23 protein-coding genes are annotated in these 25,768 nt (G+C 60.7%); 12 read left to right on the top strand and 11 right to left on the bottom strand.

Annotated elements, in window-relative coordinates:
- The first annotated feature begins 487 nt into the window (after positions 1 to 487).
- The 7 genes from ACIPLA_RS00255 to ACIPLA_RS00225 all read left to right on the top strand — a co-directional run bounded on the left by ACIPLA_RS00255 (position 488) and on the right by ACIPLA_RS00225 (position 8,437).
- Positions 488 to 1,336, top strand: a complete 849-nt coding sequence (locus ACIPLA_RS00255) for a polysaccharide deacetylase (protein WP_218394816.1) — start codon at positions 488 to 490, stop codon at positions 1,334 to 1,336.
- Positions 1,329 to 2,216 carry a polysaccharide deacetylase gene (locus tag ACIPLA_RS00250; RefSeq protein WP_401170455.1) on the top strand — a complete coding sequence of 296 codons (888 nt, stop codon included), beginning with the start codon at positions 1,329 to 1,331 and terminating at the stop codon, positions 2,214 to 2,216. Before ACIPLA_RS00255 ends, ACIPLA_RS00250 begins: the two co-directional genes overlap by 8 nt.
- Positions 2,213 to 3,619: an MmgE/PrpD family protein gene (locus tag ACIPLA_RS00245; protein ID WP_218394814.1), complete on the top strand. Its 1,407-nt coding sequence runs from the start codon at positions 2,213 to 2,215 to the stop codon at positions 3,617 to 3,619. The genes ACIPLA_RS00250 and ACIPLA_RS00245 overlap by 4 nt, the downstream gene beginning before the upstream one ends.
- A gap of 179 nt (positions 3,620 to 3,798) precedes the next feature.
- Positions 3,799 to 4,977, top strand: a complete 1,179-nt coding sequence (locus tag ACIPLA_RS00240; RefSeq protein WP_401170452.1) for an MFS transporter — start codon at positions 3,799 to 3,801, stop codon at positions 4,975 to 4,977.
- Positions 4,978 to 5,134: 157 nt separating this feature from the next.
- Complete coding sequence (locus ACIPLA_RS00235; protein WP_218394812.1) at positions 5,135 to 5,830, top strand: HPP family protein; 696 nt, start codon at positions 5,135 to 5,137, stop codon at positions 5,828 to 5,830.
- Between the two features lie 345 nt (positions 5,831 to 6,175).
- The gene (locus ACIPLA_RS00230; protein WP_401170448.1) at positions 6,176 to 7,282 is read left to right on the top strand and encodes an enoyl-CoA hydratase/isomerase family protein; all 1,107 of its coding nucleotides are present in this window, start codon (positions 6,176 to 6,178) and stop codon (positions 7,280 to 7,282) included.
- A gap of 3 nt (positions 7,283 to 7,285) precedes the next feature.
- The gene (locus ACIPLA_RS00225; RefSeq protein WP_063343595.1) at positions 7,286 to 8,437 is read left to right on the top strand and encodes an acyl-CoA dehydrogenase family protein; all 1,152 of its coding nucleotides are present in this window, start codon (positions 7,286 to 7,288) and stop codon (positions 8,435 to 8,437) included.
- 126 nt (positions 8,438 to 8,563) lie between these two features.
- On the opposite strand, the gene ACIPLA_RS00220 is transcribed toward ACIPLA_RS00225, so the two are convergent.
- The 7 genes from ACIPLA_RS00220 to pssA form a co-directional block, all read right to left on the bottom strand.
- Positions 8,564 to 9,337 (bottom strand): enoyl-CoA hydratase, encoded by a 774-nt coding sequence (locus ACIPLA_RS00220; protein ID WP_218394809.1) that lies wholly within the window; start codon positions 9,335 to 9,337, stop codon positions 8,564 to 8,566.
- 14 nt (positions 9,338 to 9,351) lie between these two features.
- Entirely contained in the window at positions 9,352 to 10,479 is a 1,128-nt protein-coding gene (locus ACIPLA_RS00215; protein WP_007900180.1) for an acyl-CoA dehydrogenase, read from the bottom strand.
- Positions 10,480 to 10,642: 163 nt separating this feature from the next.
- Positions 10,643 to 11,836, bottom strand: a complete 1,194-nt coding sequence (locus ACIPLA_RS00210) for an acetyl-CoA C-acyltransferase (RefSeq protein ID WP_401170443.1) — start codon at positions 11,834 to 11,836, stop codon at positions 10,643 to 10,645.
- Positions 11,837 to 11,848: 12 nt separating this feature from the next.
- Entirely contained in the window at positions 11,849 to 12,610 is a 762-nt protein-coding gene (locus tag ACIPLA_RS00205) for an SDR family NAD(P)-dependent oxidoreductase (protein WP_192342985.1), read from the bottom strand.
- 16 nt (positions 12,611 to 12,626) lie between these two features.
- On the bottom strand, positions 12,627 to 14,291 hold the full coding sequence (locus tag ACIPLA_RS00200) for an AMP-binding protein (RefSeq protein WP_218394807.1): 1,665 nt from the start codon (positions 14,289 to 14,291) through the stop codon (positions 12,627 to 12,629).
- A 277-nt stretch (positions 14,292 to 14,568) separates the two neighbouring features.
- Complete coding sequence (locus ACIPLA_RS00195; protein ID WP_401170438.1) at positions 14,569 to 15,585, bottom strand: AraC family transcriptional regulator; 1,017 nt, start codon at positions 15,583 to 15,585, stop codon at positions 14,569 to 14,571.
- A 295-nt stretch (positions 15,586 to 15,880) separates the two neighbouring features.
- Positions 15,881 to 17,224 (bottom strand): CDP-diacylglycerol--serine O-phosphatidyltransferase, encoded by a 1,344-nt coding sequence (gene pssA, locus ACIPLA_RS00190; protein WP_218394805.1) that lies wholly within the window; start codon positions 17,222 to 17,224, stop codon positions 15,881 to 15,883.
- A gap of 217 nt (positions 17,225 to 17,441) precedes the next feature.
- Here pssA and ACIPLA_RS00185 point away from each other — a divergent pair, with 217 nt between their 5' ends.
- The 3 genes from ACIPLA_RS00185 to ACIPLA_RS00175 all read left to right on the top strand — a co-directional run bounded on the left by ACIPLA_RS00185 (position 17,442) and on the right by ACIPLA_RS00175 (position 19,581).
- Positions 17,442 to 18,005: a TetR/AcrR family transcriptional regulator gene (locus tag ACIPLA_RS00185; RefSeq protein WP_401170435.1), complete on the top strand. Its 564-nt coding sequence runs from the start codon at positions 17,442 to 17,444 to the stop codon at positions 18,003 to 18,005.
- Positions 18,006 to 18,062: 57 nt separating this feature from the next.
- On the top strand, positions 18,063 to 18,539 hold the full coding sequence (locus ACIPLA_RS00180; RefSeq protein ID WP_218394804.1) for a nuclear transport factor 2 family protein: 477 nt from the start codon (positions 18,063 to 18,065) through the stop codon (positions 18,537 to 18,539).
- Between the two features lie 262 nt (positions 18,540 to 18,801).
- Positions 18,802 to 19,581 (top strand): TSUP family transporter, encoded by a 780-nt coding sequence (locus tag ACIPLA_RS00175; RefSeq protein ID WP_038983228.1) that lies wholly within the window; start codon positions 18,802 to 18,804, stop codon positions 19,579 to 19,581.
- On the opposite strand, the gene nudC is transcribed toward ACIPLA_RS00175, so the two are convergent.
- Both nudC and ACIPLA_RS00165 read right to left on the bottom strand, forming a co-directional pair.
- Positions 19,549 to 20,379, bottom strand: coding sequence for an NAD(+) diphosphatase (nudC, locus tag ACIPLA_RS00170; RefSeq protein ID WP_123497031.1), 831 nt, complete (start codon positions 20,377 to 20,379; stop codon positions 19,549 to 19,551). The two genes, ACIPLA_RS00175 and nudC, sit on opposite strands and share 33 nt — an antisense overlap.
- Before the next feature lie 6 nt (positions 20,380 to 20,385).
- A complete protein-coding gene (locus ACIPLA_RS00165) occupies positions 20,386 to 21,198 on the bottom strand; it encodes a crotonase/enoyl-CoA hydratase family protein (protein ID WP_218394803.1) in 813 nt (270 codons plus the stop codon).
- Positions 21,199 to 21,519: 321 nt separating this feature from the next.
- Between ACIPLA_RS00165 and pncA the strand changes: the two genes are divergently transcribed.
- A complete protein-coding gene (gene pncA / locus ACIPLA_RS00160; RefSeq protein WP_401170430.1) occupies positions 21,520 to 22,149 on the top strand; it encodes a bifunctional nicotinamidase/pyrazinamidase in 630 nt (209 codons plus the stop codon).
- Positions 22,150 to 22,315: 166 nt separating this feature from the next.
- Here pncA and ACIPLA_RS00155 read toward each other — a convergent pair whose 3' ends face one another.
- Together ACIPLA_RS00155 and ACIPLA_RS00150 are read right to left on the bottom strand one after the other, a co-directional pair.
- Complete coding sequence (locus ACIPLA_RS00155) at positions 22,316 to 23,617, bottom strand: ATP-binding protein (protein ID WP_401170427.1); 1,302 nt, start codon at positions 23,615 to 23,617, stop codon at positions 22,316 to 22,318.
- A 4-nt stretch (positions 23,618 to 23,621) separates the two neighbouring features.
- Complete coding sequence (locus tag ACIPLA_RS00150) at positions 23,622 to 24,323, bottom strand: response regulator transcription factor (RefSeq protein ID WP_007900125.1); 702 nt, start codon at positions 24,321 to 24,323, stop codon at positions 23,622 to 23,624.
- A 276-nt stretch (positions 24,324 to 24,599) separates the two neighbouring features.
- On the opposite strand from ACIPLA_RS00150, the gene ACIPLA_RS00145 reads away from it, so the two are divergent.
- Positions 24,600 to 25,757, top strand: a complete 1,158-nt coding sequence (locus tag ACIPLA_RS00145; protein WP_401170423.1) for an efflux RND transporter periplasmic adaptor subunit — start codon at positions 24,600 to 24,602, stop codon at positions 25,755 to 25,757.
- Positions 25,758 to 25,768: the final 11 nt, after the last annotated feature.

Here is a 25,768-nt window from a genome sequence, read left to right as displayed (position 1 = left end):
GATGTTCAATGTACTGGCCCCTTCGCGAGCAAGCTTCGCTCCTACAGGGTCAGATGTCGATCCGGATTCTGCGGGCAACCTCGAATACCTGTAGGAGCGAGGCTTGCCCGCGAAGGCGGTCTGTCAGGCGACATCGATGTTGAATGTACTGGCCTCTTCGCGAGCAAGCTTCGCTCCTACAGGATCAGATGTCGATCCGGATTCTGCGGGCAACCTCGAATACCTGTAGGAGCGAGGCTTGCCCGCGAAGGTGGTCTGTCAGGCGACATAGATGTTGAATGTACTGGCCTCTTCGCGAGCAAGCTTCGCTCCTACAGGTTTGCTGGCTGACCACAGAATTGTGATCGACTCAAAACCAGTGTGGGAGCGGGCTTGCTCGCGAAGGCGATCTGTCAGGCGACATAGATGTTGAATGTACCGGCCTCTTCGCGAGCAAGCTTCGCTCCTACGGGGATTGTGTTTTACCTATAAATAGCTGGAGCACCACATGTCCTCCTCACCCCAACCGACCTGGCCGGACCAGCACACAGCCTGCCTCGCCCTGGCCTTCGACCTCGATGGCCCGACCGGCGATGCGATGCTCAACGGCTCGATCTGGCGCAAGCCCGAGTATTTCGGTTTCGGTGGTTATGGCCCCTATAGGGCGCTGCCGCGGATTCTCGATTTGCTGGATGAGTTCCGGATCCCGACCACGTTTTTCGTCCCGGCCTGGGTCGTGGAGAACTGGCCGAAACAGTGCCAGGCAATCGTCGAGCGCGGGCATGAGGTGGCTTACCACGGTTACAAACATGAATCCTTTTACGCCCTGACGCTGGACCAGCAAAAGGACGTGATGCACAAATCCCGCGAGGTGTTCTGGAAGCATCTGAACATCCGCGCCGAAGGTTTCCGCACACCATCCGGCGACTGGCGGGCCGAAACGCCGGCGATGCTGGTGGAAGCTGGCGTGACCTACTCCAGCAGCATGCGCGGCGATGATCGGCCGTATCTGGTCAACGTGCCGGGCTTCGATACACCGCTGGTGGAAATCCCCGGTCGCTGGGAAATGGACGACTACGCCTCCCTCGCCTACACCCGCGCGCCGGACTTTCCGTCGGGGCTGGACCGCACCGCCAGCTACGCGCTGACCCTCGACAACTGGTGCCGCGAATTCGACGGTGCCATGGCTGAAGGGTTGTGCCTGACCACCCTGTTCCATCCCAAGATCACCGGCAAACCGGGGCGCATCCTGCTCTTGGAAAAACTCTTCGAACACATGCGCCAACGCGACGACGTCTGGTTCGCCACCTGCCGCGACGTCGCCCACTGGTGGCTGAAGGAGCATCACCATGGTTGATTCCATTGTCTGGCCCAACGGCTACCGCTGCGCCGTGGTGCTGACCGTCGATTACAACGACATCCACGGCATCCTCACCCAGGCGCCGGAAGTCGCCGGGCGCGATAAGACTTTGTCGGTGTGGCGCTACGGCACCCAACGCGGTGTCGAGCGTTTGCTCGGGCTTTTCGAAGAACTGGGCGTTTCCAGCAGTTGGTTCATTCCCGGCATCGTCGCCGAGGAAAACCCGCAGCACATCCGAGCGATCCAGGCCGGCGGGCATGAGATTGCCTGCGCCGGGTATCGCCATCAGAACTACGACAAGCTGACGCTGGCCGAGCAAAGCACCGAGGTCGCCAAGGGTTGCGCGGCATTGAGCGCGTTGACCGGTCAGCGTCCGACAGGCTTTCGTATCCCGGCCGGCAACGGTGCGCCGGGTTTCATCGAGGCGTTAAGGGAGCATGGCATCCGCTGGGACTCGTCATGGCGCGGCGATGATTTGCCCTTCGCTCATCCGACGGCGCCCGAAGTGATCGAGTTGCCATTGCACTACGAACTGGAAGATGAACCCTACTTCGCCTTCAACCTCAGCCCGGCGGTGCCGCCGGCGCAATCGCGGATCGCCTCTTACAGCCACACGCTGGGCAACCTGCAAATGGACTTCGCCGGGTTTCACCGCTTCGGGCTGTGTTACGTGCTGCGGTTGCACCCGGAGATCATCGCCACGCCCGGGCGGATCGGCGTGTTGCGCCAATTGCTGCAAAGCATCCAACAACATGACGACGTGTGGATCGCCACCGGTGCCGAGGTCGCTCAATGGTGGGCTGAATCGGCAGCGCCCGTGGCCGAGGATCATCCGGCAGCCGTGTACGAACGTCATTACCGGGATTACGGCGTATGAAAGATCAACAGATCTCAGCCTTCGGTAGCGCCTACGATGGAGTCGTGCGGATGGAGCGGTTGGCACAGTTCTGCGTCGATACTCGCTTCGAAGATTTACCTCCCGCGTTGGTTGCGCAAGCCGGGCGACACATCCTCGACACCTTCGGCGTGACCCTGGCCGGGGCTGGCAGTGATGTGGCGAAGCAGGCGCGTCAGGTTTTCGAGGGTGAGACCGGCAGCACGTTGGTCTGGGGCACCGGTCAGCGCGTCGGCGCAGCGCAGGCCGCCATGCTCAACGGCATCGCCGCACATGCCCTGGAGCTGGACGACACCGGCGGCTGCGATCACTCCGGCGCGGTGGTGCTGCCGGCGGTGATGGCTGCGCTCTCGATGTCGGAGCTATCGGTTTCTGAAGCGTCAGTAAACGGCCGCGAGTTGATCACCGCCGTGGTGATCGGCTACGAAATCGGCCGCCGGGTACTCGAAGCCTGCGGCAGTTATTCGGCCCACAACGGCGCCGGTTGGCACTCCACCGCGACGTGCGGGGTCTTTGGTGCGGCGGCGGCCAGTGCACGGATTCTGGGGCTGGATGCACAGCAAACCCTGGCGGCGCTGGGCATTGCCGGCAGCTTCAGCGGCGGTCTTTGGGCGTTCATTCATGACGGCTCGCAAAGCAAAAAACTCCACAGCGGAAGGGCCGCCGAAGGTGGATTGTTGGCGGCGCGATTTGCGCAACAAGGCATCACCGGGCCGACAAAACTGTTCGATGATGTCTGGGGCGGTTTTCTCAAGACCCTCGCGGCGGATACCGCCGTGCCTGAGGCGTTGGACGCCGAACTGGGACAGGTATGGAAACTCGCCCGCTGCTCGATCAAACCCTATGCGGCATGCCGGGGGACGCATTCGGCGATCGATGCATTGAGCCTGTTGCTGGATCAATTGCAGGTCAGCGCGGATCAGGTCGAGAGCGTTCAGGTGTCGTTGTGCGGATTTCTTCAGGACATGTGTGGCGGTCAGGACATCAATACCCTGCCGGCGGCGCAAATGAGCCTGCGCTATGCCCTCGCCGCCCGGCTGGCCCATGGGCATTGCCGGTTGGAAGCCTACGACGACGAACAGCGCCACCATCCGCGAATTGCTCACTGGATGTCGCGTATTCACCTTGAAGTCGACCCGCTACTGTCCGAGGATGGCGAGCCTGTGGTCAGCCTGCAGACCGTGGACGGTCGGCAAGCGAGCCTGTGCGTTGAGGTGCCGCTGGGTGCGCCGGGCAATCCGCTGAGTGATGAGGCGCTGGAGGAGAAGTTCTTCAGTCTGGCGGGCCGGGTTATGCCGCGACAGCGGGTGCAAGGATTGATTGAGCAGTTGTGGCGGCTGGAAGAGCTGGAATCGGTTCGGGCGCTTGATCGGTGGCTGAGTTGAATAGTGTGTTGCCTGGTCCGGCCTCTTCGCGAGCAAGCCCGCTCCCACAGTTGATCGGGTTGATCACAAATTTTGTGATCGGCACAGTTTTAATGTGGGAGCGGGCTTGCTCGCGAATGGCAGCGACTCGATATCCCGGCGAACACTACGAAATCTAAAATAAGGACATTTGCCCCACCGTGGCCACTTACTCCCTCGTTATCCGCCGCTTGATGATCGTTTCGCTGACCATCGTCGTCAGCCGCGCCATTACCAGCCCGTTGCTCACCCTGTTTCTGAGCAACAAACTCGGCCTCAACCAACAGGACGTCGGCCTGTTGCTGGGCATCGCGGTGTTCATCGCCACCCTGCTCGCGCTTTACGGCGGTTACATCATCGACCGCCTCGAAAAACGTCGGCTGCTGATTCTGACCATGCTCTCCAGCGCCATCGGTTTCGTGCTGCTGACCTTCGCCGAAAACCTCTACCTGACCACCGCCACCCTGGTGATCACCGAAACTGCCTCGGCGCTGTTCCTGATCGGGTCCAAGGCGATCCTCAGCGAAAACCTGCCCGTGGGCCAGCGCGCCAAGGCTTTTTCACTGCGCTACACCCTGACCAATATCGGCTACGCCACCGGCCCGATGCTCGGCGTGGTGATCGCCGGGGTGCAGCCAACAGCTCCATTCCTGATCGCTGGCGGCATCGCATTCTTCAGTATTTTCCTGATGAGCGGGATTCCCAAAGACCCGGCCCAGACACCCGCCATCGGCCAGCCCCAGAGTTTCCTCAAAACCCTGATCACCCTGAAGAACGACCGCACACTGATCATGTTCACTGGCGGCTGCCTGCTCAGCACCGTGGTGCATGGTCGTTTCACCCTGTATTTGTCGCAATACCTGCTAGTCACCCAAGACACCAAACGCGCCCTGGAAACCATGGCCGCCCTGCTCGCCTGCAACGCCATCAGCGTGATCCTGCTGCAATACCAGATCGGGCGGTTCCTCAAGCGCGAACAACTGCGTTACTGGATTGCTGGCGGCACCAGCCTGTTCATCCTCGGTTTGATCGGTTTCAGCCTGGCTGACAGTCTCGTGAGCTGGTGCGTGGCGATGTTCATTTTCACGCTTGGCGAAATGATCATCTACCCGGCCGAATTTCTGTTCGTCGACACCCTGGCCCCGGAAGAGCTGCGCGGCAGCTACTACGGCGCGCAGAATCTCGCGGCACTCGGTGGTGCGCTAAGCCCGGTGATCTGTGGCTATCTGCTGCTGCACACGCCCGCGCCCACCATGTTTTATGCACTGAGTGCGTTGACGGCGATGGGCGGTTTGCTGTGCTTCATGAGCGGTCGGCGCGTGGCAATACTGCAGAAATAATGCACTGAAGCAGCATTAATATGAATTTGTCAGCATAAGGAATGAACGGCACACTGTGCGCCGTTCCTCCCCCAATAGTTGGAACTACTTCAAGGGCTTTCTGGGTATCCCAGCTAAGCCTTTTTTTTGCCTGGATTTTTATACGGACCGCTGCCTCATGTTCGCTCGCTGGTTACCAGCTGCCATCAATACTCGCCCTTCAGAATGGAGCCGCGCAGCCATCGGCATGTCGCTGGGCACGATGTTCAGCGTCTGGCTCTGCAGTCAGGTATTCGGCATGCAAGTGGCGCTGCATCTGATCGGGCCACTGGGCGCCTCGGCGGTGCTGTTGTTCGCCGTGTCGTCGGGCGCGCTTGCCCAGCCGTGGTCGATTCTTGGCGGTTACCTCTGTGCGGGAGTGGTCTCGCTGCTGGTCGCTCATGTACTCGGACGCACCCTCGGCAGCGCTTGCCTGGCGGCGGGCATGGCGCTGATTCTGATGTGTTGGTTGCGTTGCTTGCACCCACCGGCTGGTGCGTTGGCGTTGCTTATGGTGGTGGCAGACCCGGCGACCATCGCCCTGGAGTGGAAAGCCCTCGGCCCGGTGATGCTCAGTGCCTCGACGATGCTGCTCAGCGCATTGGCGTACAACAATCTGACGCGCATTCGGTACCCCAAGCGTCCCGCTGAACCGGCGCCGATGATGCCCGTCCCCGACAGCCAGGCGATCACTGCCGCGGATCTGAAACTGGCCCTCGCCGACATGGAGGCCTTCTACGACGTCACCCCTGAAGACCTCGAGCAGTTGATCCATGCCAGTGAGCTACATGCCAAGCGGCGTAGCATCGGTGAAGTGCTGAGCAGCAGAGCCTGAGGAAAAAGGCTTTTGTGGTGAGCAGGCTTACCCCGATGCCAGTCAGTCAAGTGCAATCCCTGTGGGAGCGGGCTTGCTCGCGAAAGCGGTGTGTCAGGCTGCATCAATATTGACTGTGCCGCCGTCTTCGCGAGCAAGCCCGCTCCCACAGGTTCCGCATCTTGACTGACAGACTCGCCGCCGATTGCTGCCAAAGGTTGCGATCCTTGGAAGTTGCCCTAAGGTAAAAATGCAAACAGCACCTGCACGTATCCCGGTTGTACATCACAAATTTGCACTGATACGATCCAGCATCGCTCGCGCGCGAGCTTCTCTAGAAAGAACAATAAAAGCAGGGAGTTAGTGATGACTGCTCAGGTTTCATCCCCGACAACACAGCCCATGGATGCCACGCAAAACGAAGTGTTGGCCGAGGTTCGCAATCACATCGGTCACCTGACCCTCAATCGCCCCGCCGGCCTCAACGCCATTACCCTGGACATGGTTCGCAGCCTGCAACAGCAGCTCGATGCCTGGGCACAGGATCCGCAGGTGCACGCGGTGGTGTTGCGCGGCGCTGGTGAGAAAGCGTTCTGTGCCGGCGGCGATATTCGCTCGCTGTACGACAGTTTCAAAAGTGGCGACACCCTGCACGAAGACTTCTTCGTCGAGGAATACGCCCTCGACCTCGCCATCCATCACTATCGCAAACCGGTCCTGGCCTTGATGGACGGCTTTGTGCTGGGCGGTGGCATGGGGCTGGTGCAAGGCGCCGATTTGCGGGTGGTCACCGAGCGCAGCCGTCTGGCGATGCCCGAAGTGGCTATCGGTTATTTCCCGGACGTTGGCGGCAGTTACTTCCTGCCGCGCATCCCCGGTGAGCTGGGCATTTATCTCGGGGTCAGCGGCGTGCAGATTCGTGCCGCCGATGCGCTCTATTGCGGCCTGGCCGACTGGTACCTGGAAAGCGCCAGCCTGGGCGCGCTGGACGAGCAACTCGATCACCTCCAATGGCACGACACGCCGCTCAAGGACCTGCAAGGCGTGCTGGCGAAACTCGCCGTGCAGCAACTGCCGGTAGCGCCCCTGGCGGCGTTGCGGCCGGCCATCGATCACTTCTTCGCCCTGCCCGATGTGCCGAGTATGGTGGAACAACTGCGTGAAGTGACCGTCGCCGACAGCCACGAGTGGGCCACGGCCACCGCCGACCTGCTGGAAAGCCGTTCACCGCTGGCCATGGGCGTGACCCTGGAAATGCTGCGGCGCGGTCGGCACCTGAGCCTGGAACAGTGCTTCGCCCTCGAACTGCACCTGGATCGCCAGTGGTTCGAACGCGGCGACCTGATCGAAGGCGTGCGCGCCTTGCTGATCGACAAAGACAAGAACCCGCGCTGGAATCCGCCGACTCTGCAGGCACTGGACGCCGGGCACGTGGCGAGTTTTTTCACCGGGTTCGACCACAGCGGGAGCTGAGCCATGCACGATATCGAATTGAGCGAAGAGCAAGTGATGATCCGCGACATGGCCCGGGATTTTGCCCGCGGCGAAATCGCGCCCCACGCACAAGCCTGGGAAAAGGCCGGCTGGATCGATGACGGTCTGGTGGCGAAGATGGGTGAACTGGGTCTGCTGGGCATGGTGGTGCCCGAGGAATGGGGCGGCACTTATGTCGACTACGTCGCCTACGCCTTGGCGGTGGAAGAGATTTCCGCCGGTGACGGCGCCACCGGTGCGCTGATGAGCATCCACAACTCCGTGGGCTGCGGGCCCGTGCTCAACTACGGTACCGAAGAACAGAAACAGCAATGGTTGCCGGACCTCGCCAGCGGCCAGGCTATCGGTTGCTTCTGCCTCACCGAACCCCAGGCCGGTTCCGAAGCGCATAACCTGCGCACCCGCGCCGAACTGCGCGACGGCCAGTGGGTGATCAATGGCGCCAAGCAATTCGTCAGCAACGGCAAACGGGCGAAACTGGCGATCGTGTTTGCCGTGACCGATCCGGAGCTGGGCAAGCGCGGCATCTCGGCGTTCCTGGTGCCGACCGAAACCGCGGGTTTCATCGTCGACCGCAGTGAACACAAGATGGGCATCCGCGCTTCCGACACCTGCGCCGTGACCCTGAACAATTGCACCGTTCCCGAGGCCAACCTGCTGGGCGAACGCGGCAAAGGCTTGGCCATCGCCCTCTCCAACCTCGAAGGCGGCCGCATCGGCATCGCCGCGCAAGCCTTGGGCATCGCCCGGGCAGCGTTCGAAGCAGCGCTGGCTTACGCGCGGGATCGGGTGCAGTTCGACAAGCCGATCATCGAGCACCAAAGCATCGCCAATATGCTGGCCGACATGCACACCCGACTGAACGCCGCACGCTTGCTGATCCTGCACGCCGCACGGTTGCGCAGTGCCGGCAAGCCGTGTCTGTCGGAGGCTTCACAGGCCAAGCTGTTTGCCTCGGAAATGGCCGAGAAGGTCTGCTCGTCGGCGATACAGATTCATGGCGGGTATGGGTATCTGGAAGATTACCCGGTGGAGCGCTACTACCGGGATGCGCGGATCACGCAGATTTATGAAGGGTCGAGCGAGATACAGCGGATGGTGATTGCCCGGGAGCTCAAGCACTATCTGGTTTGAAGCCCTAAAAGCTTCGCGAGCAAGCCCGCTCCCACATTAGTCCTGCGGTGTACACAGCATTTGTGAACACCCTGGATCAAATGTGGGAGCGGGCTTGCTCGCGAAGGCGTCCGTGAGAGCGCTACATCACTTACCCTGGAACTCCGCCTCACGCTTGGCAATAAACGCCGCCATCCCTTCCTTCTGATCCTGCGTCGCAAACGCCGCATGGAACACCCGACGCTCAAAACGCACGCCTTCCGACAGGCTGACTTCAAACGCCCGGTTAACGCTTTCCTTGACCATCATCGCAATCGGCAGCGACTTCTTGGCAATCAGCGCCGCGACTTTCAACGCCTCTTCCAGTAGCTCATCGGCCGGCACGATCCGCGCAACAATGCCGCAACGCTCTGCTTCTACGGCATCGATCAAACGCCCGCTCAGGCACATTTCCATGGCCTTGGCCTTACCCACGGCGCGGGTCAGACGCTGGGTGCCGCCCATGCCCGGCAACACGCCGAGGTTGATTTCCGGTTGACCGAATTTGGCGTTGTCGCCCGCCAGAATGAAGTCGCACATCAACGCCAGTTCACAACCACCGCCCAAGGCGAAACCATTGACCGCGGCGATGATCGGCTTGCGGCGGTTGGCCACGCGATCGCTGTCGCTGAACAAGTCATCGAGGTAGATCTGCGGATACGTCAGCTCAGCCATTTCCTTGATGTCGGCGCCGGCGGCGAAGGCTTTTTTCGAGCCGGTCAGCACGATGCAACCGATGTTCGAATCGGCTTCCAGGCCATCAAGGGCATGGTTCAGTTCGCTGACAATTTGCGCATTCAACGCGTTCAAGGCTTGCGGACGGTTGAGGGTGATCAGGCCGACGCGGCCGTGGGTTTCCAGCAAAATCGTTTCGTAGTTCATCGGTGGATTCCTTCTCAAAGATTGCGCGAAATGACCATGCGCTGAATATCGCTGGTGCCTTCATAGATCTGGCACACCCGCACGTCGCGGTAGATCCGCTCCAGCGGGAAGTCGTTCAGGTAACCGTAACCGCCAAGGGTTTGCAACGCTGAGGAGCAGACCTTCTCGGCCATTTCCGAAGCGAACAGCTTGGCCATGGACGCTTCGACCAGCGCCGGTTTGCCGCTGTCGCGCAACGCCGCCGCGTAATGCACCATCTGCCGGGCCACGGCGATCTGGGTCGCCATGTCCGCCAGCCGGAACGCCACTGCCTGATGTTCGATGATCGGCTTGCCGAAGCTCTCGCGTTCACGAGCGTAGTCGCGGGCTGCTTCGAACGCGGCGCGGGCCATGCCCACCGATTGCGAGGCGATGCCGACACGGCCGCCTTCGAGGTTGGCCAGGGCGATCTTGTAGCCTTCGCCCTCCTCGCCCAGTCGATTGGCCACCGGGACTTTCACATCCTCGAAGAGGATCTGGCAGGTGTCGGAGGCATGCTGACCGAGTTTGTCTTCGACTCGCGCGACTTTATAACCCGGCGAATCGGTCGGCACGATCAGCGCTGTGATCCCACGCTTGCCGGCACTCGGATCAGTCACCGCAAACACGATCACCACCCCGGCGTTCTGCCCGGAGGTGATGAACTGCTTGCAGCCGTTGAGCACGTAGTGATCGCCGTCGAGCCGGGCGCGGGTTTTCAGGCTGCTGGCGTCGGAGCCGGCTTGCGGTTCGGTCAGGGCAAACGCACCGAGCATCGCGCCGCTGGCCAGCGGCTTGAGGAAGCGTTCTTTCTGATCGTCGTTGCCGAACTTGAGGATCGGCACGCAACCTACCGAGTTGTGTACGCTCATGATGGTCGAGCAGGCGCCATCGCCCGCAGCAATTTCTTCCAGCGCCATGGCGTAGGCCAGGTAACCGGTGTCACAACCACCCCACTGCTCCGGCACCAGCATGCCGAAGAAGCCAAGGTCGGCCATCTCGCCAATGGCTTCCTTGGGAAAGCGATGTTCGCGGTCCCATTCGGCGGCGAACGGTTTCAGCCGTTCCTGGGCAAACTGCCGGGCCGCGTCGCTGATCTGAAGTTGTTCGTCATTGGGAATCATGCCAAGTCCTTAAAAATGAGCCTAACGCACAAAATGCCTGGTTGAAACGCTGAACCTGTGGGAGCGGGCTTACTCGCGAAAGCGGTGTGTCATTCAACATTGATGTCGATTGACCCGGCCTCTTCGCGAGCAAGCCCGCTCCCACAATGGGATAGCGTCAGTTTCAGTACAGACATTCCACAGCCATGGCCGTGGCTTCGCCGCCGCCGATGCAGATCGCTGCAACGCCGCGTTTCAGACCTCTCTGGCGCAAGGCCGAGAGCAAGGTCACGAGGATCCGCGCGCCGGACGCACCAATCGGGTGACCCAGGGCGCAAGCACCGCCGTGAACGTTGATCTTCTCGTGGGGAATTTCCAGTTTGGTCATGGTCACCAGACTCACCACCGCAAACGCTTCGTTGACTTCGAACAACTCGACTTCGTCCAGGGACCAGCCGGTTTTCTTCATCAGCTTCTTGATCGCGCCCACCGGTGCCACCGGGAACAGCCCCGGCGTGTCGGCAAATGCAGCGTGACCATGAATCACCGCCAGCGGTTTCAGGCCTTGCTTTTCTGCTTCGGAACGGCGCATCAACACCAGTGCCGCCGCGCCGTCGGAGATCGAACTGGAGTTCGCCGCAGTCACGGTGCCACCGTCACGGAACGCCGGTTTCAGCGAGGCGATCTTGTCCAGTTTGGCTTTCGGCGGCTGTTCGTCATGGCTGATCAGCACCTGCTCTTTGCCGACGGTCACGGTGAGCGGCACGATCTCGGCGTTGAAGCTGCCGTCCTTGATCGCCTGTTGCGCGCGGGTGGTCGAAGCGATGGCAAAGGCGTCCTGAGCTTCACGGGTAAAGCCGTTGGTTTCAGCGCAATCCTCGGCAAAGGTGCCCATCAGGCGGCCCTTGTCGTAGGCATCCTCCAGGCCATCGAGGAACATGTGATCGAGCACCCGGCCGTGGCCCATGCGGTAACCGCTACGGGCGCGGTCCAGCAGAAATGGCGCGTTGGACATGCTTTCCATGCCCCCGGCGACGACCACATCGGCACTGCCGGCGATCAGCATGTCGTGGGCCAGGATCGTGGCCTCCATGCCCGAACCGCACATCTTGTTCAGTGTTGTGCAACGGGTCGATTTATCCAGTCCGGCGCCCAGTGCCGCTTGCCGCGCCGGGGCCTGGCCGAGGCCGGCGGAGAGCACGCAGCCGAACAGCACTTCTTCTACGGATTCAGGAGCGACACCGGCGCGTTCGACGGCAGCACGAATCGCTGCGGCGCCCAGCTGCGGTGCGGTCAGGCTCTTCAGTTCGCCCTGGAAACCGCCCATCGGGGTGCGGACGGCACTGACAATAACAATCGGATCGTTGGAAAGTGTCATGTCTAATCCTCCTTATTTGGCGGCCATGCGCAAGGCACCGTCGAGACGGATCACCTCGCCGTTGAGCATGCTGTTTTCTATGATATGCCTGACCAGCGCGGCGTACTCGCCCGGCTTGCCCAGACGCGGCGGGAACGGCACGCCAGCGGCCAAGGATTCGCGCACTTCCGGGGTCATGCCGGCCATCATCGGCGTTTCGAAAATGCCCGGGGCGATGGTCATCACGCGGATGCCGAAGCGCGCCAGTTCACGGGCGGCGGGCAAAGTCAGGCTGACGATCGCACCTTTCGAAGCCGAATACGCGGCCTGACCGATCTGGCCGTCGAAGGCCGCGGCCGACGCGGTGTTGATGATCACGCCACGCTCACCGTCTTCGTCAGCTTCGGTTTCGGCAATCGCCGCGGCCGCCAGACGCAGCATGTTGAAGCTGCCGATCAGGTTAACGTTGATCACCTGGCTAAAACTGTCCAGCGCATGAGGACCGTTCTTGCCGAGGATCTTCTCGCCACGGACGATGCCAGCGCAATTGACCAGCCCATTGAGGCCGCCAAACGCTTTGACCGTCGCCTGCACCGCCGCTTGCGCCGCCGTTTCATTGCTGATGTCCGCCACCACGCTTTGTGCGCCCAGACGTGCAGCCTGGGCCGCGACGGCTTCGGCGTTCATGTCCACCAGCATCACCTTGGCGCCGGCAGCGATCAGCATTTCAGCGGTGGCGGCACCGAGGCCGGATGCACCGCCGGTGACGAGAAAAACCTTGTTTTCGATCTGCATCATTGTTTCCTTGGATTCAAGCTGAAACGTTCTTCGCGGCGGCCTCTTGAGCCTTGGCGATTTCCTGGTTGCGCAAGATAAAGCGCTGCAGTTTGCCGCTTGGGGTTTTCGGCAATTCGCTGACAAATTCGATTTCACGGGGGTACGCGTGCGCCGCCAGACGCTTGCGCACGTGTTGGCGCAACTCTTCGGCGAGTGCAGGTTCGGCACGGTATTGCGGGCTGAGCACGACGAAGGCTTTCACCAGCTCGGTACGTTCCGGATCGGGCTTGCCGATCACCGCCGCTTCGACCACTGCCGGGTGTTCGACCAACGCGCTTTCGACGTCGAACGGGCCGACGCGGTAGCCGGAGGTGGTGATCACGTCGTCGCTGCGACCGACGAAGCTGATGCTGCCGTCCGGGTTCCACTCAACGGTGTCGCCACTCAGGTAATAGTTGCCGACGAACGCCTTGGTCGGCGCACCTTCGTAACCGCCGAACCAGCACATCGGCGACTGGGTGCGGTCGATGGCCAGAATGCCGGGCTGGCCGACGCCCAGTTCTTTGTATTCGTCGTCGAGCACCACGATGCGGTGGCCCGGCGAGGCGAAACCGGCAGCGCCGACGTGTACCGGATGATCGAGACCGTGGTGATTGCACAACACCATGCCCAGTTCGGTCTGGCCGTAATGGTCATGAATCACCACGCCGAGATTATCGGCGAACCAGCGGATCACTTCCGGGTTCAGCGGCTCGCCGGCGCTGCTGACGATGCGCAGCTTGCCCTTGATCGAGCGGGAGAATTCATCGCCACCGGCAATCAGCAAGCGATAGGCAGTCGGCGAACCAGTGAGGTTGGTGATCCCGTATTTGTTGATCACCCGACAGGTGCTTTCGAGGGTGAACGGGCCATCGTAAAAGGTGATCGGGTGCCCCATCGCCATCGGCCCGGTGACGCCGAAATAGATGCCGTAGGCCCACCCCGGATCGGCGACGTTCCAGAATGCGTCTTCGGGGCGCAAGTCCACCGCGTCACGGGTGTAGCTCTGGAACGCGACGATCGCCTTGAGCGGCACCGACAGCGCTTTCGACGGGCCGGTGGTGCCCGAGGTGAACATCAGCAGGAACGGGTCTTCGCCGGTCAGTAATACCGGTTCGCAGACGCTGGAGTAGTTGGCCAGTTCGGCCCAGAAACTGAAATCACCCCGAACAATACCTTGGCCTTTCGGGCCGCCGACGGTGACGATGGTTGGGCAGTCGGCCACTTCAGCCAGTTTCGGGCGATTGACGGCGTCGGTTACTACGACTGCGGCGCCGGAGCTGTTGAGGCGATGTTCGATGGCTTTCGGGCCGAAGGCGGTAAACAGCGGTTGATAGACCGCGCCGATGCGCCAAGTGGCGAACACGGTGATCAGTAATTCGATGTTGCGTGGCAGGAGGCCGGCGACTTTATCGCCCTTCTTAACACCCTGGGCCAGCAGGAAATTGGCGAAGCGCGCGGCTTTGTCCTGCAAGTCGCTGAAGGTGTAGGTCGCGCTGGCGCCGTCGCGACCTTCCCAGAACAGCGCGATGCGCCCCGGCAAGGCATGCCGGTCGCAACACTCGACGCAGGCGTTGAGCGCGCTCAACGACCCTGTGAGCGCGGCATCGACGGTGTGCTGATAATTGAACTGTGACGTGGCAGACAAGTAATCGCGCATTGCCAGAATCCCTGTGTCTTTTTATTAGGTTGGGGGAACCGTAAATAACAGGGAAATATTCGCTCTGCGCGGGGAGCGGGACAATGGTCAAAGCTATCAAGTTGTGTGACTGGTTTGGCCAAGGTTCAAGGAATGCGTCGCCTGGGCGGACGCCTTCGCGGGCAAGCCCGCTCCCACATAAGTTTTGTGTGGGTTGCAAATAGGTGGGCAGACACAATTCCACTGTGGGAGCGGGCTTGCTCGCGAAGGCGCCAGACCAATCAACACAAAATCCGGATCAGCTCGCCTCGTTAAGAATCAAACTCCGATAATGCCCCGGATTAGACCCCGACCACTTGCGAAACGCCTTGTAGAACGAGCTGGTATCGGCAAACCCCAAACGGGTAGCGATTTCGGCGAAGCTGATGGCAGGCTCGGCCAGCCAGACGATCGCCAGTTCCTTGCGCACACTGTCCTTGAGCCCCTGATACGTCTGGCCCTCTTCAGCCAGGCGCCTACGCAGGGTCGAGGCCGACATGCACAGTTGCTGCGCCAGCGCCTCGGTTTCCGGCCAGTGTTCGGCGGGCAGTTGCCGCAGATCGTGTTTGATCCGACTGGCCAGGCTCTCGGGATCGCGGTACTTGACCAGAATGTTCGCCGGCGCATGGGCGAGGAATCGCTTCAGTTCTTCGGGGCTGCGCTTGATCGGCAAATCCAGGCAGTCAGCCGAGAAAATCATCCGCGTGCGCGGCCGGTCGAACCGCAGGTTCTCGGAGAACATCACCCGGTAGTCATCGCAAAAATCCGGCGCCGGGCAACGCAACTCGATGGCCAGGATCGGTATCCGCCGCCCCGCCAGCCAGCAGGCAACGCCATGCACGATCATCCAGTAAGTGAAATAGGTGAAGGCGCGGCGCGGGTCTTCGTCGTCCTCCAGCAGTACGATTTCCGCCAGGCTTTGCTGGCGAACCAGTTGCGCGGGCAGGCGTTCGAGCATCAATGACAGAAAGCTCAGCCCCGAGGTCAGCCCGGCGGCCAGGCTTGGCTGAACCATCGAGCAGCGACACAGGAACTCCAGACTGCCGGACTTGAGCTTGCGCGGGTCCATGCCAAAAAACTCATCGTCCCCGCGCCGAGCCAGCAAGCGCCACAACCGCGCATAGGCGGTGGCCGGAACACGGGCGTCGGTGGTTTCCAGCAGCACAGGATCGATGCCGACCTTGTTCAACACCTCCGCGGTGGCAGCGCCCGGGGCGCAACTTTGCAACAGCGCTTCACGCACCAGTTGAATGGAGATGGTGTCTTTTTCCGACATTGACCGAGGCGAGCCTTGTTCTTGTTTGAGTGGTGAGCATATTAGCGCAGCCACCACAGCCAGGCGCAGATCCCTGTGGGCAGCCTAAATCCCTGTGGGAGCGGGCTTGCTCGCGAAGGGGCCATAACAGTCAACATTGATGTCGCCTGACACACCGCTTTCGCGAGCAAGCCCGCTCCCACAGTGGATTTGAGTCGATGCACGATTGTGTGACCGACACATGGCTCACTGTGGGAGCGGGCTTGCTCGCGAAGGCATTATCACCGGCGACACACCTTCGACGCCGGGTTGAACCTCACAAAATCCGATACAACAACCGCTCGATCCGTACCCGACTCACTCGCTTGAGAAACTTGGCAACCCCCGCCGGGTAATCCGGCAGCGTTTCCAGATCCTGATACCGCTCGATGCGGCGGGTGTGCTGGAAAATCTCCGCCAGCTCATTGCCACGCGGCTCCAGCAATTCACCTTTCGGATCATCAATCAGCAACGCGTTTTCCAGATCGAGACGAAACGCCCGTGGATTGAGGTTGTTGCCGGTCAGCAAGGTATAGCGCTGATCGATCCACATGCCCTTCAGGTGATAGGTGTTGTCGCCATCCTTCCACAAATGCAGGTTCAGCTTGCCACTGTCGATGCTGCGCTGATGGCGCTTGGCGAAGCGTCGCAGGCTGATTTCGTAAAGGTATGGCAGCGCCGCGATCACCTTGAACGGCTCGCTCGGCGGAATATAGAAATCGTTGGCGGTTTTGTCGCCGACGATGATGTCGATCTTCACCCCCCGCGCCAGCGCCCGGTTGATTTCCCGGGTCACCGCCAGCGGCAGGTTGAAGTACGGCGTGCAGATGGTCAGCTGATGCTGGGCGCTGGCGATCAGCTCACAGATCACCCGACTCAACGGGTTGTTCTTGCCCACACCGAGCAAGGGGCTGACGGATAAACCGCCCTTCGCCGTGCTGCCCGCCGTGGTGTCGTACGCCGCGTGCTTGAGACGGCTGCGCAGGTCACCGATGTCGTTACGCAGGCTGCGGGTGGTCGGCAGGTTCGGCAGGTCGAGGCGATGCACCGCTTTGGAGGCGATCAGACCGTGCTGAATCAGGTGCTGCATCGAGTCGGCCAGCGCGTGATTCTGCAGCAGGTGATAACGGTCGAAGCGGTACTTGTCGAATTTATGCAGGTAAACATTGTTCAGGCTCGCGCCGCTGTAGAGCACGCAATCGTCGATCACGAAGCCCTTCAAATGCAGCACGCCGAACAGCTCGCGAGTCTGCACCGGCACGCCGTACACCGGTACCACGCTTTCGTGGGTGCGGGTCGTTTCCTGATACCAGGCCGCGTTGCCCGGCTGCTTGCCGGCACCGATCAAACCGCGCTGGGCGCGCAGCCAATCCACGACCACCACCACGTCCAGTTCCGGGCGCGCCAGTTTGGCGGCGTGCAGGGCATCGAGGATTTCCTGCCCGGCCTCATCCTGTTGCAGGTACAGCGCAACGATATAGATGCGCCGGGTTGCCTGAGCGATTTGTTCCAGCAGGCAACGACGGAACTCGGCGGCGCCAGAGAGGATGGTGACGGCATCGGCGGTCAGCGGAAAACTGCGCAGTTTAGGCAGCAGAGAGCGTTTGAAAAGCGACGGCATAGGGCTCGCAAAAGGTCGAATCCGAAGAACCCGAGAGCTTACACCATGGATGGGTTTGGGTCTTGTTACTGTCTGTAATGGCCTCTTCGCGAGCAAGCCTCGCTCCTACGGTTGATTGCATTCCCCTGTAGGAGCGAGGCTTGCCCGCGAAGACAATCTCACAGCCGCCACAAATAACTTCTTGACCAAGGAGAACGATCATTCTACTGTTAGCCACATGAACGAAATCACTAGCAACGACACACGCGACATCATTCTGGATGTCACCGAAAAGTTGATCTACAAAAGTGGCATCGCGGCCACCGGCATGGATCTTCTGGTGAAAACCGCCGGCGTTTCCAGAAAAAGTATTTACCGCTACTTCGCCAACAAGGAGGAGCTTACCGTCGCGGCCCTGCAACGCCGTGATGTGCGCTGGATGCATTGGTACCGAACGGAAGTCGGCAAGGCACAAACCCCGGCCGAGCGCCTGCTCAACCTGTTTACCGTGCTCAGGACCTGGTTCGACTCCGAAGGCTTTCGCGGTTGCGCATTCATTAACACCAGCGGCGAAACCGGCGATGCGCAAGACCCGGTTCGCCTGGTCGCCAAAGACCACAAACAGAAACTGCTCGACTACGTGTGCGAGCTCTGTACCGAACATGGCGCAACAGACCCGGAGACGCTGGCCAAACAGCTGCTGATCCTGATCGACGGTGCCATTACCGTAGCGCTTGTGTTGGGTGATCACAGTGCCGCCGATAATGCGCAATGCATGGCGCGAAAGTTATTGGACCTGTAACACTCTTTAATAAGCCCGACAACTTGCTAGAACGTTAATTTGATAGGGAGACTTAATATGTCTACTGCCGAAGTTCGTCCGCCATTGCCGCCGTTTACCCGTGAATCGGCCATCGAAAAAGTTCGCCTGGCCGAAGATGGCTGGAACTCCCGCGACCCGGAACGGGTGTCCCTGGCCTACACCCTGGACACCCAATGGCGTAACCGCGCCGAGTTCGCTCACAACCGCGAAGAAGCCAAAAATTTTCTGGCCCGTAAATGGGCCAAGGAACTGGACTACCGGCTGATCAAGGAACTCTGGGCCCATGGCGACAACCGTATCGCTGTGCGTTATGCCTACGAATGGCATGACGATTCGGGTAACTGGTTCCGCTCCTACGGTAACGAGAACTGGGAGTTCGACGAGAACGGCTTGATGTTCAACCGTTACGCCTGCATCAACGACATGCCGATCAAGGAAAGCGAACGCAAGTTCCACTGGCCGCTGGGCCGCCGACCGGATGATCACCCGGGCTTGTCCGACCTAGGCCTATAACTTCACCGAGTTCCCAGGGAGTTGGCTTGCCCGCGATGGCGATGTCACAGACAACATTTTCGTTGAATGTGACACCGTCATCGCGGGCAAGCCTCGCTCCTACGGTTTTTCATCGTTAGGGATAATTGCGATTACACCAATTCTGTAGGAGCGAGGCTTGCCCGCGAAAGGGCCAGACCGGTCGCCGCAGAGATTGGATATGGGTAAGATACCGGCCTTCCCCGCAGCCCATCTTCTGCGCCCTGCCGAATAAGCCCATTTCATGCCTTTCGAACTCAGCGTTGACCTCACTACTCTGGCCGTTCTGGCTCTCGTCGCTTTCATCGCCGGTTTCATCGACGCCATCGCTGGCGGTGGCGGTCTGTTGACCACCCCGGCGCTGCTGACCGCCGGCCTGCCGCCGCACCTGGTGCTGGGCACCAACAAGCTCAGTTCGACCTTCGGCTCGGCCACCGCCAGTTTCACTTTCTACCGGCGCAAGCTGTTCCATCCTCGACAATGGACGCACGCGATCGTCGGCACGCTGGTGGGCGCACTCACCGGTGCCGTGGTCGCTCATTACCTGCCAGCGGAATGGCTGAACAAGATGCTGCCAGTGATCGTTTTCGCCTGCGGTCTGTACCTGTTGTTCGGCGGCACACCAAAGGCGCCGCTGGACAGCGACGCACCGATCAAGAAGAAGTGGCAATCGAGCCAGGGCTTCAGTCTTGGTTTCTACGACGGCGTGGCCGGCCCGGGAACGGGTGCGTTCTGGACCGTCAGCAGCCTGCTGCTCTACCCCATCGACCTGGTCAAGGCCAGCGGCGTGGCGCGCAGCATGAACTTCGTCAGCAACATCGCAGCGCTGTCGGTGTTCATATTTTCCGGGCAGGTGGACTGGATCATCGGCCTGAGCATGGGCCTGTCGGTGATGGTCGGCGCCTTCTTCGGCGCGCGCACCGCCATCAGCGGCGGTGCGAAATTCATTCGCCCGGTGTTCATCACCGTGGTGCTCGGCTTGACCGTCCGGTTAGCCTGGCAGCACTGGTTCAGCGTGGCCTAAGCGCCGCGCCACATAGACATCGATGAGGTAACGGGCAATCGAGCGTGACGCCGGCAACGGCGGCAGCTCGTGCACGTTGAACCACTGGGCGTCTTCGATCTCATCTTCCTGACAGACAATCTCGCCACCGGCGTACTCGGCGTGAAAACCGAGCATCATCGAATGCGGGAACGGCCAGCATTGACTGCCCATGTACTGGATGTTCTTGACCTCGATCTGCACCTCTTCGCGGACCTCGCGAATCAGGCAGTCCTCGGCCGACTCACCCGGCTCGGCAAACCCCGCCAACGTACTGTAGACCCCGGCGACAAAACGCGGCGAACGAGCCAGCAGAACCTCGTCGCCACGGGTCACCAGCACGATCATGCTCGGTGAAATGCGCGGATAGTGGCGTATATCACACGGCTCACAGTACATCGCCCGCTCACGCGGCACCTGGCTCATCACCTGCCCGCAATTGCCACAAAAACGATGTTCACGGGCCCAGGTACCGATTTGCGCGGCGTAGCCGAGAACCTTGTAGACGGTGTGATCGCCCTCAAGCATGAACGCTCGCAGGCCTTTCCAGTTGCAACCCGGTACTTCGCTGTGACTGCGCAGCTCCAGCAGGTAGACCGGTTCGCCATCCAGGTGGCCGATGCCATGCTCGGCGAGAATTGACAGGTCCTGACGCTTGAGCCATTCCCGTGGAAACAGCGCGCCATTGTCATCGAACAAAAAGCCTTCAGGGCTGCGCGCCACGGCCCAACCGCCGGGTTGATCGGTGTCCAGTACTGCGGTGGTCCAGCGTGAAATCATGGTTAATCAATCCAGAAATTCGGGTTTCTGTTTGCTCATATGGGCGGCCATGGCCACGCGCAGATCGGTGGATTGCAGCATGGCGGCGTTCCAGGTGGCGACGTATTCGAGGCCGTCGTCGATGCGATGGTCGCGCATGTAGCTGATCATCTCTTTGGTGCCGGTGATAGCGATCGGCGACTTGCTGGCGATCTCGCGGGCAATGCCCATCACGCCGTCAAGCAGGCTGGTGGTATCGCTGTAGACGCGATTGACCAGGCCAATGTTGCGCGCTTCGTCGGCGCCAAAGGTGCGACCAGTGTAAGCCAGTTCACGCAGCATGCCGTCACCGATTATCCGTGGCAAGCGTTGCAAAGTGCCTACATCGGCTGCCATGCCGATGTCGATTTCCTTGATGGAAAATTGCGCATCCTCGGCGGCATAACGCATGTCGCAGGCTGAAATCAGGTCGATGGCGCCGCCCAGGCAATAACCCTGAATCGCCGCCAGCACCGGTTTGCGGCAGTTGTCGACGGCATTGAAGGACGCTTGCAGCGTGAGGATCGTTCGTCGTAGCAGCCGTGCATTGCGGCTGACGTCCTTGCCCAACTCATTGAGCATACCGGCCATCATCATCAGATCGATCCCGGAAGAAAAATGCTTGCCGGCACCACTGAGCACCACCACCCGCACTTCATCGGTATCGTCGATCCACTGGAAAATCTCGATGATCTCGCTCCAGAACGCGGCGTTCATCGAATTGATCTTTTCCGGGCGATTGATCTGCACATGGGCGATGTTATCGGCCAGTTCGACGCTGAAGGCGGTGTATTGAGACATGGCAGTGATCCTTTACCGGGGCAGAAATGAGGCCCGAACTATAACAAGGCATTAGTGCCGACAGTAAGGCAGCGGTTCGGCCAAATGCGGGACTGTTCCGGGTTTAGTGGTGTCTGGACGGGCCTCTTCGCGGGCAAGCCTCGCTCCTACAGGGGAATGGTGTCGGATACATAACACCCGTAGGAGCGAAGCTGCCCGCGAAGGCCACACCGCCGATCCAACTGCCCTTCACCGCCACAAACGCAGTCATTGAACCCGACTTAGCGCTCCAGCAAACTTGTCACTATGCTTGCACCTGACTTTCCAAGGAGGAACCCGCCCATGCCAATCTCTTCACGAGCAGCCCTGCTGGTTATCGACGTACAGAACGACTTCATTCCCGGTGGTCAACTGCCGGTGCCGGAGGGTGACCTGATCGTGCCCTTGATCAACCAGCTCGGGCGCCAGTTCAAGCAGGTCATCATTGCCCAGGACTGGCATCCGCCCGGCCATGCCTCGTTCGCTTCCAGCCACCCGGGCTGCAAACCCTACGACGTGATTCAGTTGCCTTACGGCGAGCAAACGCTTTGGCCTGAGCATTGCGTACGGGCCACACCCGGCGCCGAGTTCCATGCGGAACTGGACCTGCCCCACGCCCAACTGATCATCCGCAAGGGCTGCAATCCGGACATCGACAGCTATTCGGCGTTTCTGGAGGCGGATCGAACCACGACCACAGGCTTGGCCGGGTATCTGAAAGAACGCGGCATCGACACGGTTTACATGGTCGGGCTGGCACTGGATTTCTGCGTGATGTTTTCTGCGCTGGATGCGCGGGCAGCGGGGTTCAATGCGTTTGTGGTGATGGATGCGTGTCGGGCGATTGATCTGGATGGATCGCTGGCGGCGGCAGTTGACCGGATGCAGGTGGCTGGGGTCGGGTTGATTCCATCAACCGAAATACTCGGCTGAACGATAATGCATCGCTCCATGGGCAAAGACTCCTTGCTCCCGTTCGGCTGCGAAGCAGTCGCAAAACAGAAGCCCGCGCCCTGTCTGAAGCCCGCGGTGTCAGATTTCGGGGCCGCTTCGCGACCCAGCGGGAGCAAGCTCCCTCGCCACAGGGACGGTGAAAGATTCAGACCGGAGTCGGCAACCAGAGTCGGAACCGCGCCCCCCCCAGCGGCGAAGCTTGCGCGGTGAGTGTGCCGCTCTGTGCTTCCAGCGCCCGGCGGCTGATTGCCAGGCCCAGACCAAACCCGCCAGTGGCGCGATCCCGGCTGCGGTCCAGCCGATAAAACGGCTCGAAAATCCGCTCCCGCTCTTCTTCCGGTATGCCGATGCCATCGTCATCCACCCAGATTTCACAGCCCTTGGAACACACCTGCACGCCGATCTGAATCCGTTTTTCGCAGTACCGCATGGCGTTGCGCAGCAGGTTCTGGATCGCCCGGGCGGTCAAGCGCGGGTCCAGTGAGAAGCGTTCGAGCTGGCCGTTAAGCAGCACATCGATGACGATTTGCGGTGACTCAAGTTCTTCATCGACGCTGCCCAAAATGCTGTCGATGAACTCATCCAGCGACACATCGACCTGTTCCGACAGCTGCCCCGGGTTTTGCAAACGGCTGTAAGACAGCAATTCCAGCACCAGCTCATCCAGTTCACGAATGTGCGCGACCAGGCCTTGCAGACGTTCACGGCTGGTGGGCGGCAAGTCATCGGACAGCGCCAGGGCCAGGCCGAAGTCCAGCCGCGTCAGTGGCGTGCGCAGTTCGTGGGACACGGCGTTGAGCAGATCGCGTTGCTGGTTGAGCAGGTTTTCGATGTCGCCAGCCATGGTGTCGAACACGTGGGCCAGGCTACCGATGTTGGAGCTGGGGGAAATCTGCGTGCGCTCGCTCAAGTGGCCCTTGCCGAAGCGTTCGGCGGTGCCTTTGAGGCGTTCCAGGTCGCGCCAGTGCGGGCGCAACCACAGCAACAGACAGGCGAGCATGGTCGCGCCGATCAGCACGTTGATGCTCCAGTACAACCAACTGACGTCCGTCGGGTCCGGCGGCACGACCATCTTCACGACCAGTTGCTCGTTCAACGGCGCCACGGCCAAGGTGCGCCAGCCCCAATCGCCGATGCGCACGACGTTTTCCCCGCGCTGCAAGCGCGCACGTTCATCCAGAGTAAATTCGGCGTCATCGTTACGGGCCAGCACAATGTCCAGCGGCTGGAATTCCTTGTCCATTTCGTCTGCCAACACCGGCCACTGCTCAATAGGCACCGCGCGAAACTGCTTGACGATCAGCGTTTGCAAACCTCGGGAATAGTCGAGGTTGTAGGTCACGAAGCGCTCATGGAAAACCTGGATCACCAGGTCCGGCACCAGGTAGATCGCCGCGCTGAACGAGACGATAGTCACCAGATAGAGGCGAAACAGGATTCTGAACATCGACTCAGCATTCCCACTCTGAGCGGCTGAACAGGTAGCCCTTGCCCCACACGGTCTTGATCTTGCGCGCTTCGCCAGCATGGTCGTCGAACTTACGCCGCAACTTGGAGATCGCGACGTCCACCGAGCGGTCGGTGCCGTTGAATTCGATACCGCGCAAGCGTTGCAGAATCTGGTCGCGGCTCAGTACTTCGCCGGCATGCCGGGCCAGCACCACCAGCAAGTTGTATTCACCGCTGGACAGCTCGACCAGTTGCTCGCGCCAGGTCACGGTGCGCTCAGACAGGTCGATGCACAGATTGCCCATGAGAATGCGGTCGTTGGCGGTCATCGGTTCGCTGAGGCTGCTGCGGCGCAGCAAGGTGCGCACCCGGGCCAGCAAGACGCGTGGTTCGCAAGGTTTGGTGACGTAGTCGTCGGCGCCCATTTCCAGGCCCAGCACCTGATCGTGGCTGTCATCGCGGGCGGTGAGCATCAGGATCGGCAAAGTCGCCGAATCGGCTCGCAGCAAGCGGCAAACCTGCAAACCGTCGAGCCCCGGCAGCATCAGATCGAGAATCACCAGGTCCGGAGGATTGAGCCGCGCCCGTTCGCGCACATGATCGCCACGGCTGATCACGCTGACGCAATAGCCGTTGCGTTCCAGGTAGCTGGCAATCAGTTCGGAGAGCGCGGAGTCGTCTTCGACCAGGAGGATGTTGGGCATGGGGTGTTTCCAGAAAGTGCTGTGGTGACCATTAGGGCCTCTTCGCGGGCAAGCCTCGCTCCTACCGGGTTTCGGTTGGTCGCGGATTGGCGTCCGGCACAAATCCTGTAGGAGCGAGGCTTGCCCGCGATCGAGCGCGAAGCGGTCGCCAAGGATATACGCCCTCACGCCCGCGCGAGTAAAACCCTTACAAAATTTCACACAGCACCTACAAAGCTTCACCGCTACCCTCGTCGGCCCCCCGTAGGATACGGGGGTCAATATTGGGGTATTTACATGTCAAAGAATCTGCTTGCCCGGCTCAGCCTGATTGCACTGGCATTGACGCTGAGTGCTTGTGATCAGTCCTCGACCGCCGAAGAACAGGCGTCGCTGGCCACCGTGCGGGTTGAAACCGTCGAAGCCCGGCCGCTGTCGATCAGCAGCGAGCTGAGCGGGCGGATTGTCGCGCCACGCATCGCCGAAGTGCGCGCCCGAGTCGCCGGCGTAGTGTTGCAGCAGGCCTTCCGTGAAGGCAGCGACGTAAAAAAAGGCGACGTTCTTTTCCGTATCGACCCGGCGCCGTTCAAGGCCGATCTGGACAGCGCCGAAGCCGCATTGCGCAAGGCCGAAGCCAATGCGTTCCAGGCCAGATTGCAGGAACAGCGCTACGCCCAGTTGATCGAAGGCAACGCCATCAGCGGTCAGGATTATGACAACGCCCGGGCCAATGCCCGGCAGACCGCCGCCGATGTCGCTGCCAACAAGGCTGCCGTGGAGCGGGCGAAACTGAACCTGGGTTACGCCACCGTCACCGCGCCGATTTCCGGACGCATCGGCCGCGCACTGGTGACCGAAGGCGCGCTGGTCGGGCAGAACGAAACCACGCCGTTGGCACTGATTCAGCAGTTGAACCCGATCCACGCTGACCTGACGCAATCGACCCGTGAACTCAACGACCTGCGCCGGGCGTTCCGTTCCGGCCAGTTAAAGGAAGTGGGCCAAGGTCAGGTCAAAGCCACTTTGATTCAGGACGACGGCAGCCTCTACCCGCTGCCGGGCAAGTTGCTGTTCACCGACATCACCGTCGACCCGGGCACCGGTCAGATCATCCTGCGCAGCGAGTTCCCCAATCCGGACCTCGACTTGTTGCCGGGCAGCTTCGTGCGCGTGCGCCTGGAGCAAGCGTTCAATCAGCAAGGCATCAGCGTGCCGCAACGGGCCGTCCAGCGTGACAGTGCCGGCATCGCCCAAGTGCTGCTGCTCGATGCCGAACAGCGGGTCGGCCAGCAACCGGTCGAACTGGGCGCGGTGCAGAACGATCGCTGGATCGTCACCAACGGTCTCAAGCCCGGCGACCGCATCGTCACTGAAGGCCTGCAACATGCGCGCCCCGGTGAAAAAGTCCGGATAGATGACACCCCTCTTCCACTTGCCCAGGTTTCTGGTCAGTAAGCAGGACGCTT

The sequence above is a fragment of the Pseudomonas sp. NPDC086112 genome, assembly GCF_044746425.1.
Lineage (GTDB): Bacteria > Pseudomonadota > Gammaproteobacteria > Pseudomonadales > Pseudomonadaceae > Aquipseudomonas.
The sequence above is the reverse complement of the archived record's forward strand: the minus strand, read 5'-3'. Positions and strand labels throughout refer to the sequence as shown.